At 41.9% G+C, this 8,147-nt stretch carries 14 protein-coding genes; 6 read left to right on the top strand and 8 right to left on the bottom strand.

The genetic code is table 11. The features are described 5' to 3' along the window. The 8 genes from AB4623_RS23490 to AB4623_RS23455 all read right to left on the bottom strand — a co-directional run. Positions 1–551, bottom strand: a 551-nt coding sequence (locus AB4623_RS23490; RefSeq protein WP_372147466.1) for an HD domain-containing protein, incomplete at its 3' end; no start/stop codon positions are given. 238 nt (positions 552–789) lie between these two features. After that, positions 790–1,362, bottom strand: coding sequence for a hypothetical protein (locus AB4623_RS23485; protein ID WP_372147464.1), 573 nt, complete (start codon positions 1,360–1,362; stop codon positions 790–792). After that, positions 1,362–1,781 (bottom strand): hypothetical protein, encoded by a 420-nt coding sequence (locus tag AB4623_RS23480; protein WP_372106138.1) that lies wholly within the window; start codon positions 1,779–1,781, stop codon positions 1,362–1,364. The genes AB4623_RS23485 and AB4623_RS23480 overlap by 1 nt, the downstream gene beginning before the upstream one ends. Then, positions 1,768–2,637, bottom strand: coding sequence for a helix-turn-helix domain-containing protein (locus AB4623_RS23475; RefSeq protein WP_372106137.1), 870 nt, complete (start codon positions 2,635–2,637; stop codon positions 1,768–1,770). Before AB4623_RS23475 ends, AB4623_RS23480 begins: the two co-directional genes overlap by 14 nt. Then, positions 2,634–3,254, bottom strand: coding sequence for an HNH endonuclease signature motif containing protein (locus AB4623_RS23470; protein ID WP_372106136.1), 621 nt, complete (start codon positions 3,252–3,254; stop codon positions 2,634–2,636). Before AB4623_RS23470 ends, AB4623_RS23475 begins: the two co-directional genes overlap by 4 nt. Continuing rightward, on the bottom strand, positions 3,247–3,486 hold the full coding sequence (locus tag AB4623_RS23465; RefSeq protein ID WP_048663583.1) for a hypothetical protein: 240 nt from the start codon (positions 3,484–3,486) through the stop codon (positions 3,247–3,249). The genes AB4623_RS23470 and AB4623_RS23465 overlap by 8 nt, the downstream gene beginning before the upstream one ends. A gap of 184 nt (positions 3,487–3,670) precedes the next feature. Continuing rightward, positions 3,671–4,219, bottom strand: a complete 549-nt coding sequence (locus tag AB4623_RS23460; RefSeq protein ID WP_050650704.1) for a toxin YdaT family protein — start codon at positions 4,217–4,219, stop codon at positions 3,671–3,673. Between the two features lie 70 nt (positions 4,220–4,289). Further along, entirely contained in the window at positions 4,290–4,484 is a 195-nt protein-coding gene (locus AB4623_RS23455) for a hypothetical protein (protein WP_048666438.1), read from the bottom strand. A gap of 124 nt (positions 4,485–4,608) precedes the next feature. Here AB4623_RS23455 and AB4623_RS23450 point away from each other — a divergent pair, with 124 nt between their 5' ends. From AB4623_RS23450 to AB4623_RS23425, 6 genes are all read left to right on the top strand, one after another. After that, positions 4,609–5,271, top strand: coding sequence for a LexA family transcriptional regulator (locus AB4623_RS23450; RefSeq protein ID WP_048669300.1), 663 nt, complete (start codon positions 4,609–4,611; stop codon positions 5,269–5,271). A 167-nt stretch (positions 5,272–5,438) separates the two neighbouring features. Then, positions 5,439–5,702, top strand: a complete 264-nt coding sequence (locus AB4623_RS23445) for a hypothetical protein (protein ID WP_050650705.1) — start codon at positions 5,439–5,441, stop codon at positions 5,700–5,702. A 178-nt stretch (positions 5,703–5,880) separates the two neighbouring features. Beyond that, entirely contained in the window at positions 5,881–6,135 is a 255-nt protein-coding gene (locus AB4623_RS23440; RefSeq protein WP_048666441.1) for a hypothetical protein, read from the top strand. Further along, positions 6,132–6,512 carry a hypothetical protein gene (locus AB4623_RS23435; protein ID WP_372147462.1) on the top strand — a complete coding sequence of 127 codons (381 nt, stop codon included), beginning with the start codon at positions 6,132–6,134 and terminating at the stop codon, positions 6,510–6,512. The genes AB4623_RS23440 and AB4623_RS23435 overlap by 4 nt, the downstream gene beginning before the upstream one ends. Positions 6,513–6,593: 81 nt before the next feature. Further along, positions 6,594–6,794, top strand: a complete 201-nt coding sequence (locus AB4623_RS23430) for an AlpA family transcriptional regulator (protein WP_108167919.1) — start codon at positions 6,594–6,596, stop codon at positions 6,792–6,794. 694 nt (positions 6,795–7,488) lie between these two features. Beyond that, a complete protein-coding gene (locus tag AB4623_RS23425; protein ID WP_372147461.1) occupies positions 7,489–8,100 on the top strand; it encodes an NACHT domain-containing NTPase in 612 nt (203 codons plus the stop codon). Positions 8,101–8,147 lie beyond the last annotated feature (47 nt).

Below are 8,147 nucleotides of genomic sequence, written 5' to 3'. Positions count from 1 at the left end.
TTATGAATCCCATCAATAGTATCTACATTTATAGGTGAATTAAATATATCACTAAATTCTTCATTAGAATTTTGCTCCATCAAATTCAATACATCATAAGAGTTTACTTTTGAATCCAGTATTTTTTTTAAACTTTTCCCTATATCTTCTTTTCCATTAACAATACTGTGACCTGCAATATGATGGTCGACACCAAATTCTTCAGCAAAAGATGGTTCCATGCTATGTGAAAAAGGAGCATGGCCAATATCGTGTAAAAGAGCAGCAGCCACTATATGATCTTGAGTTTCTTTGTTATAGCCTCTTTCTTTACAAACATATAAGGCTAGCTTTGCCACATCCAATGAGTGCTTATAACGATTTTGTTTATTATCTTTATAGACATAATCTATCGCCCCAAGGAATGATACTCGCAAAAGACGAGTAAACGCTTGAGATTCAATGATTTTTTTATAGAATTCATCACACTTTAATTCATGTTCAAGAGCACTATCAAATTCACTATCGAACTCACATTCCGTGCGATAAATCTCATTTTTTATGTTAAACATAAACACTCATATTAATCACAGATATACATGGACAAGGTAAGAAGTCTACAGACCTCACTTTCTAGAGTCTAGCATCAACTTAAATGTAAATGTGATTTAACTTAAAAATTGATACACCTCAATGAACTCAATAAATTTCTTATGATTTCTATTGCAAATACATTTCACATGCCATATGCACCTAATGTCGTCCTTTGGTAACAGTAAAGGAACGTGAATTATTAAGCCTAGAAGTATTCTACTTCAACTCTTCCTCACACCTACCCTGCAACGCCAAAACGGCTGCACTGCGCTTATCTACCAGGCCTTTAACCAATGTTTCTAGAATCGACTCGTACTTCTTAAATCGTGAGAAGGTAACGGGTAAAGTTTGGCAGAAGTAAGCGAAGCGAGTTTCTTGCGTCCAGCCTATCCGGCCACCATCGCAGCATGGGCAAGTTCTTCTTACTCGATTCTTCGCAATATACTTACCGCTACCATTACACTCAGGGCAGACTTGGCCAAACTGCTGGGTCGCTTCTGCAATCGCTGTCCTGACTAACGCTTCCAATGCTCTATCGGGATATGGACCGCGCCATGTATCCATCAGCGTGTTGGCTTCCTGCAAGGTGGTTTGGTAAAGCTTGTTAAGTGCAGGTCTATCTTGCAAATATTCAACGAATAACACCAAGAAACCTACTGGTGCTTCCTTCCAGGCTAGACCAACAATTGCCAGCTGCTCATCCAGAGACAGTCCCCCCTTACCGCCAGAACAGAGGTCGTAGTTGATCCCTTTTACATTGAACTTTGCCAATAGCTTTTCAATTCGCATTACGCCCTCGCTCCCAGAGCTGCGACCCTTGCAAATACCGAGTTCTTTCGAAACTTCTTAGGATTGGGGCGCTCAAGCTCATTGAGTGGTTTGACCTCAGATTTATCGGTCAAACGCATCGCGTTTCTTGAGGGAAGCGAGCCATCCTTGGCTTTGTCTGCGTACTTCTTCAACGTTTTTCGGAACTTCACTCTAGCCTCACGTTCGCTTAGCAGGCCTCGACAAACAAAACCCACCTCTTGCGATGTCCAGTACTCGATATCCCCCTTGGGTTCACAACGCAGCATTCGAGTAAATGCCTCGTCAATATCAACCAACTCTTCACGTCCCATAGACACAAACTCTGGCAAGCTTGGTGGCCATACCCCCCCTTCCAACAAAGCCTGATTGACTGCACGACGAATCTCACTGACCGACATCGTTGTAATCGCTTGAGTCCAAGTCGATGGTAGTGCCTGATACGGCCATTTCGTCCCGTAAGCCTCCACAAATTTGACTTGGATCCAATCTTCCAGGTTCAAAAGAATTACCTTGTCGCCCAATCGATGTGGCAGTGTGTCCGTATCGTTCGAGCAACTCTGCGTTGTATTGCTCGACTCGATTTTTCGGTGCAGCCTGGCTTGTTCGAGTCTTTTCATGGTCGTCGTTCCATCGTTCTTGATTCAAGTAAGTCGTTAGGTGCAGCTTATCGAAACCAAACTGTCGATTGGCCACACGAGTTTCTACATCTCGACAGAGCATCTCGGTGAACACTTCCGGAGGTTCACTTTGCGCTGTCACGATACTTTTGAATTTTGCTAACGAGTTCTTCTTCGATTTCTTGGTTGGGTATGCGGCCCAAAGCCGAGCAAAACAAGATTCAAGTTCACTCGAATTTTTTTGTTTATTTTTTACTGGTTCTAATTGACTGGTTCTATGACTGATTCCGGGTGACATAGGATCACTAGGGGGGTGATCCTCTGACACTACCCCTAGTGATCGTGTGTCACTAGGGGGTGACAAATTGTCACCCCCTAAATTTAACTGGTATACATTACTCGAATTGCCCTTTTCTCCCTTTCGGGTGCGAACTGAAACAAACCCCATTTCTTCTAACGTTTTGATATGACGCATTACTGTTCGGCGGTCGACCTCGCACATATCTGCAATGTACTCATAAGATGGCCAGCACACCCCACTGTCGTTGGCGTTGTCAGCTAGCTTAAGTAACACGAGTTTACGAGTCGCATTGCCAACTTTTAACTGCATGGCTTGAGCGGTAAGAAGCATACTCATCTGACTTTCCTCCCTGCGTTGAATGTTGCAACTTCGAGCTCTGCGATGGCATGCCCCGTTGCTTTAAGCTCTATTGGCAGGTCCTGAACTCGATTCCGATTCATACGAAGATTGACAGCCAATGAAACGCAAATGAAGTTGTCGATAGCACAGTTCAGCTTGTCGCCATCTTTAAAACGAATCACATGGTTATCTGGTATCTCACCATGTTCACGTTCCCAGACAACTTGATGCTTTGCCCTATAACGCGTTTTGGCTTTGGTATATGGATCACGCTCTGCTACTTTGACGAGAATAAACCCATCTTTAGAGCAAATACGCTCATGTCCTATTGGCTTACTGTTTGCTGGTTTTTGGCCTGGCTTAAAACTTCCGGCGTTTGCCTTAATCAGGCCCTTGGTACCGCTATTCCACGGCTTGTTCCCTTTTTCTATCTTCCCGTCGCGGCCAGTAAACCAACCTTTGCGTTTACAGAAACTGTTAATTGCAGCGAGCGTCAAATTTGTTCCAAAGCGATGATTAAAGGCCTCCGTCAATTCACGCCGTACCATGATGCTATTTTCTTTCAAGAATGCGCACTGCGCTTCTGTGTAACGATGTGATTGACCTTTAGACATGTTTATTACCCTCAATCATTTCGGGTAATTCAATTCGACCCGCGTACTCTGTACGAAACTTCTGAGCATCCAGAGCAAGACGAGCGTTATCGATGATTTGTTTTGACACTGTGGTCAGAGCCTTTGAACGATTAATTTCTTCATTCAATTTATCGTCGGTTATACCCTCATCAGACAGACGTTCCATTTGAGCAAAAAGGTGATTATTAAGATCAGCTAACTTGTTTTTCATAACTGCACCCTCGCCTTCATGGTTTGTAGGATTTGCTTCGCTTTATTGCGCGACACCACATAACGACAATTGCCGTTGTTTGCTATCCACAGCATTTGGCCATGGTAATTTTGATAAGAAAGACTCATTGCACAAAGTTCTCTTGTTTTGTTAATTCGCGTGGTTATTAAATGCATTCAGGTGGTCAGCCTTTTTGCGCCATCAATGTTTCTAAGTATTGAAGTAACGGCTCGTGAGAGCCGGCGCTCTCTTGTAGCTCTCGGTAAGCATCACGAAGTTGGTCAGAAGTGGCATGTTCACCAAGTAAAAGTATCGAGCGGAGTGCTTCAGATGACTCTTTGCTAAAATCGGCGAGTAGTTGGTCACGGTTCGCCATGGTTTGACTGGAACCAATAGCAGCGACTGAATACCCAAGCGGGTTTAAGAACTGATTCAGTGCAGCCGTTGCCCTAGCTTTAGGCATGGCTGCAATAATTGCAGGCAACAAATCCATCACGTTAGCTTTGGCCTCTGTGCTTGTTCTGCTGACATAACGAAATAAATTTTGAGTGTTGTTTGGATTGTTGAAAGCCGACGGCACTTTGAGAAGATGTTCCCTTTGGCAGTCTTCCTCCTCGTAGATTTTCATCTTGTGATAGAAACGAGAAATGTATTCTGCAATTTGTTCTTTCGTCGCGTCACTTCGCCAAGCGACTACCGCGTTATGCATAACGCTTTTTAAACTAGGTTGCATGGTTATTCCTTACTGGTTATTTATCCAGAATGTTGGTGATCAGCCTTGACCTAAAAAATTTAATATGATGTTAGAAAATATCTGGCCTCAGTTGATGTTTATCGACCTCTCCATTAGTTACGTCATGTAAGTTTTTTGCTAATGCAGCCCCTGGGATTTTGTGTCCAGTAATCACCAAACGTAAGTACCCTGTACTTGTTTTTAGCTTCTTAGCCATAGATTTTCTTTGCGTATCAGATAACTGACACCAGTATTCTTTATACATATTGAGCACCTCTAAGGTACATAATACACAAACAAAACGTACCTTCAAGGGCATGTACCTTTTAGGAACAAAATCTTAAAGTAACAACATGTTCTAAGTAGTTAAAAATGCTCAGGTAGATGTAATGAAAACTGCAGAAGATATTAGAAGAGAAAATGCACGATCTCTCGCTCAAAAAGTTGGTGGTACTACGGCATTTGCAGACAAAATTGACCGTTCTACAACTCAAGCCAGTCGATTTATGGGAAAAGGCGCAACACGTGCTATTGGGCCAAAAATTGCTCGACACATAGAGAAATCTTTCAACATGCCAGAAGGTTGGTTAGATACAGATCATACTGAAGAAGAGCTTAAAGAAGCGTCGACGCAATTCACTTCAACTCAAACTAGACGAGTACCTATTCTTAGTCATGTGCAAGCAGGTTCTTGGGGGAAAATCGACTCTAAAGACATTATTTACGAGGAGTTAGACTGGCAAACAACCTCAAGCAATATCAGTGAGGAAGCCTTTGCCATGCGTGTTACGGGCAACTCTATGACCAATCCACACGGTTCCCCGTCGATACCAGCTGGCTCCATTGTAGTAGTTGAACCATGCAACTGCCCTGATAATGGAAAGATTGTCGTAGCGACACTTAATGATGCTCCAGAGGCAACGATTAAAAAGCTAGAGATTGATGGCCCACATAAGTTTTTGGTCCCACTAAACCCCAAATATGACCCTATCCCAATCAGTGGGAATTGCCGAATAGTCGGCTATGTAAAACAAGTCATTATGAACTTGTAGCAAAGAAGCACTCAAAGAAAGCCGCTCACAATAGCGGTTTTTTTTGTACCTTAAATTCGTAAAATTCAAATAAAGCCAAAAAATGTACTTTACAAGGACAAATATAATTAGTGCCTTTGAGGTACATTATGGCAAATAACAATGTACCTAAGTAAAAAGGAAACCCCATGACGTATTTATCTCTTACAGACATCAACAAAACTCTAGAAGGCGCTAAAGCTATTCAATTACATAGAACGAGCTTCGAACATTACCTAGCAAAGATGCCAAAAAGCGATCCGTTTTATGACGATCTAGAACAACTCATTCAGCTAAGCGATAAGTGTGAAAATTTGGAAGTAAGCGTAGGAAAAGAAGACGCCCAAACGATCCATCAGTTCAACGCTCTTTCTGACCAATTGAGCACTAAATTGAATGAAATGAGATTTTGAAAGGCTGTAAAAGAGAAAACCCCTATCGGTGACCAAACCAATAAGGGCTTACTTTGTGCAATGAGACTTAGATAACCAAACCTAAACCTCGCAATCAGTATATAACTGGCTGACCACCAATTTCAAGTACGTAGACTGATTGCCAGGTTTCACCCTGAAACCAAAGGAACTTTGTGTAATGACGACTCCCCCACTTCGAAACTCTCAGGAAGAGTTTATCCATAAAAAGATTCATCAAATCTTACTTGGTGAAGGCTACAAGCGTGACGAAGCAACTCGGGCTTGTAACTTCGCGATTAAAATCTACCGAACAACCGCTTCGTTCGGAGGCCGTGGCGGCAAGTGTTTCGACTTTTGTTTAGCAAAAGCTCGCCAGTTGCTTGCCCCAGTAAAAAAGAAGGCCACCGCTCGAAAGCGAAAAGCTGCAAAATGACTAAGGAACGTAAACGCAAACAAGCAGCAGTTCGCGCCAAGCGCCTAAGGGATAAGCGTAAAACCAGTGGCAATAACGATATCCGAGTGACGTTATCACCCAATGAAATCACAAAGCTTAATGATATATGCCAGTTCTTCGCTTACCCAAGGGAACCTTACACCCAAGTTGAAGCTTTGCAGTCGCTGATTCATCGTGTTCATGCCGAGATACCCAAGATAGAAAGCGATTTGGGTTGTTGCGGTAAATGTGGTGAACAGCTACCACAAGGCTGCGCTAAGTTACGCCAAGGCGGTTTGTTTAATGGTGATGCGATGTGTTGGCACACCACGAACCGAGTACGAATTATGCCACCAGCAAAAGGAGTTGCCCAATGATCAGTTTCGCCGTCTATGCCGTTATTTGTGCGGTGTTTTATGTTTGTTATATGAAAAGTTCAACTAATAGAGGAAATCAAAATGGTTAATTCAACGATAAACCTAGCAACACAACGCTTTTTCATCAGCGATAAAGAGGTTCGTGAAACTCTTGGTATTAGCCAGCCTACTCTATGGCGTTGGACTCAAGAGCTCGGCTTCCCAAAAGCGGTGAAAGGCATGAGAGGAAAACGTCCTTACAAAGAGTTCATTGAATGGGCGAAAGAGCGCGGGATGGTTTGAGCATTTAGAAAGGGAAGCAAGCGCTTCCCTTTTTTACTAGAGCAAGCTGATGCATTACTCTCGTAATACATTCTTTCCATAGAATATATTAATACCAGTAAAACCTTTAAAAGAGGTGAGATATCAATATTCTCAACGATGATAGCTCGGCTTTGCTCCTAGCTTTGTGTAAGAGATTGAAAAAGTGATGGCTAATCTTAGTTCAAAATCCAACATATAACCCGCTTGCTAAAATGGATTTAGATTGGTCTGACAGGTTTTCATTAGCTTGACCTCAGTCAACACATTTTTGCCCCATTGTCAGTTTTGCCAAAAAGCCTGCGTTCTCGGTCTGGTGAGTTTTGACCAAATATAACTAATCTGACACCCAAATCTCAAAAAGTTCGTCACCGTGCTGTTCTTAGCTCAAATGAATTCTCTGATTTTTGTGCTGTAAATCACTCTGAAAACGTCTTCTATAGTCCGATCACAGCTTCGCGAGAGTCGTGAGAGCTGAACAGCGAGCGCGACGCTGTGGGGGCTCGGCCCCCGTGTTGTATCACGGAGGTAAATTGAACCTAGATACGAGCGTAAACTTACTTTTGTAAGAACTTTATCTCGATTTTTTAGCTAGTTACAGTATTATATGAAACTCGTTTATCTTCATCATTGGTTTTATCTAAAGTAACCACGAACCAGTTTTAAGGCGTGTATTATGAAAGAACTAGATTTAAATAAAGTCGTTGTTGAACTTGTAAAGCAGTTCTCTGATCCTGTTATCAAAGGGCTCAGTCAACTAGGCAAGGAGTCATTTGATAAGGCAAAAGTTCATTTTGATGATTGTTTTGCGAATTATTTGGAAAGGAATTACGACAAGCACAGCAAATCTAAAACTCTGCTTTATCGCGATGCACCAGTTAAACTAAAAGATTTTTATGTTAGGACTGACCTGGTATCTAGCGAGAGCAGTACTATCAAGGAAGACACCTTTATTGACAACCTTCTAGTCCAAAATAAGGTAATAGTTCAAGGCTCTGCAGGTTCAGGAAAGTCAACATTTTGCAAAAGTGTTTTTCTAGACTTAATCGAAAAACCTAGTGGGGTTTTACCGCTCTTCATTGAACTACGTCATTTAAATTCTTCTAGCTCTACATCATTATATGACTATGTTTTAGGTAACCTCTCGGACATTGAATCAAGATTCTCTAACACTCAACTTGACTATTCTCTAAAGTTGGGAAAGGTTTTACTTATTCTTGATGGATTTGATGAACTGGACATAAATTTACGTAATGATTATGAAAAACAAATAATAGGTCTGTATTAATATCGACTAGGTATGATTCAAGGTTTAACTCTTGGCAGGAATTTCAC

It is taken from the genome of Vibrio sp. 10N.222.52.C12 (assembly GCF_041474215.1).
In the GTDB taxonomy this organism is placed as follows: domain Bacteria; phylum Pseudomonadota; class Gammaproteobacteria; order Enterobacterales; family Vibrionaceae; genus Vibrio; species Vibrio crassostreae_C.
This window is presented reverse-complemented; position numbering and strand designations above follow the sequence as displayed.

Excerpts from the sequence above, each read along its gene's own strand:
- AB4623_RS23465 (WP_048663583.1), bottom strand. The coding sequence starts at position 3,486 with ATGAAAAACAAGTTAGCTGATCTTAATAATCACCTTTTTGCTCAAATG.
- AB4623_RS23475 (WP_372106137.1), bottom strand. The coding sequence starts at position 2,637 with ATGAGTATGCTTCTTACCGCTCAAGCCATGCAGTTAAAAGTTGGCAAT.
- AB4623_RS23435 (WP_372147462.1), top strand. The coding sequence starts at position 6,132 with ATGACTAAGGAACGTAAACGCAAACAAGCAGCAGTTCGCGCCAAGCGC.
- AB4623_RS23425 (WP_372147461.1), top strand. The coding sequence starts at position 7,489 with ATGAAAGAACTAGATTTAAATAAAGTCGTTGTTGAACTTGTAAAGCAG.
- AB4623_RS23455 (WP_048666438.1), bottom strand. The coding sequence starts at position 4,484 with ATGTATAAAGAATACTGGTGTCAGTTATCTGATACGCAAAGAAAATCT.
- AB4623_RS23450 (WP_048669300.1), top strand. The coding sequence starts at position 4,609 with ATGAAAACTGCAGAAGATATTAGAAGAGAAAATGCACGATCTCTCGCT.
- AB4623_RS23430 (WP_108167919.1), top strand. The coding sequence starts at position 6,594 with ATGGTTAATTCAACGATAAACCTAGCAACACAACGCTTTTTCATCAGC.
- AB4623_RS23480 (WP_372106138.1), bottom strand. The coding sequence starts at position 1,781 with ATGTCGGTCAGTGAGATTCGTCGTGCAGTCAATCAGGCTTTGTTGGAA.
- AB4623_RS23485 (WP_372147464.1), bottom strand. The coding sequence starts at position 1,362 with ATGCGAATTGAAAAGCTATTGGCAAAGTTCAATGTAAAAGGGATCAAC.
- AB4623_RS23445 (WP_050650705.1), top strand. The coding sequence starts at position 5,439 with ATGACGTATTTATCTCTTACAGACATCAACAAAACTCTAGAAGGCGCT.
- AB4623_RS23440 (WP_048666441.1), top strand. The coding sequence starts at position 5,881 with ATGACGACTCCCCCACTTCGAAACTCTCAGGAAGAGTTTATCCATAAA.
- AB4623_RS23470 (WP_372106136.1), bottom strand. The coding sequence starts at position 3,254 with ATGTCTAAAGGTCAATCACATCGTTACACAGAAGCGCAGTGCGCATTC.
- AB4623_RS23460 (WP_050650704.1), bottom strand. The coding sequence starts at position 4,219 with ATGCAACCTAGTTTAAAAAGCGTTATGCATAACGCGGTAGTCGCTTGG.